Here is a 528-nt window from a genome sequence, read left to right as displayed (position 1 = left end):
GTCTTTATTCGAGTTTCTTGAATAGCTGCTTCTAGATTTAGTGGAATCAATTGTGCCAAAACCTTAGCATTGCATTCTAATAGTCTGCATTTTCATTCATCCAAATATTTTATCTGATTGACTGGTAACTTTAACTGGCTTGTGATTCTTGATGGATCAAAATTAAGTGTTGTCATTACTAATGCGAAAAACACAAAGATGTTCATATCTTTTAACCTTTTTCTCCCTCTTTCTGTATCTTTTGCTTGGGAGCATCTCACTAATGCAATGAGTATTTCTACTTATAGATGACATATGAGAAAATGATAAAAAAATAGAGGTTAAAAAAGATGACACCCGAAGAAAGCAAAGTTCTGAAAGAACATCTAAAAGCTGCGGCGGCAATTCTATTGAATAATACCCCAAAAGAAGAGCTAAAAAGCTTTAACAGCATAGAATTAGCAGTCAGAGACCACTTGCTCAAAGAAGTAGCACCAGAGATCGGAAATTTTTTAAGCAGCAGCAGCAAAACAAGAACAGGAAGAAGCA

At 34.8% G+C, this 528-nt stretch carries 1 pseudogene; it reads left to right on the top strand.

What is annotated here, in order from left to right:
- Positions 1-329: 329 nt before the first annotated feature.
- Positions 330-528, top strand: a pseudogene (locus PSE7429_RS27490) (ISKra4 family transposase); the annotation flags it as partial.

The sequence above is a fragment of the Pseudanabaena biceps PCC 7429 genome, from assembly GCF_000332215.1.
GTDB lineage: Bacteria > Cyanobacteriota > Cyanobacteriia > Pseudanabaenales > Pseudanabaenaceae > Pseudanabaena > Pseudanabaena biceps.
The sequence above is the reverse complement of the archived record's forward strand: the minus strand, read 5'-3'. Positions and strand labels throughout refer to the sequence as shown.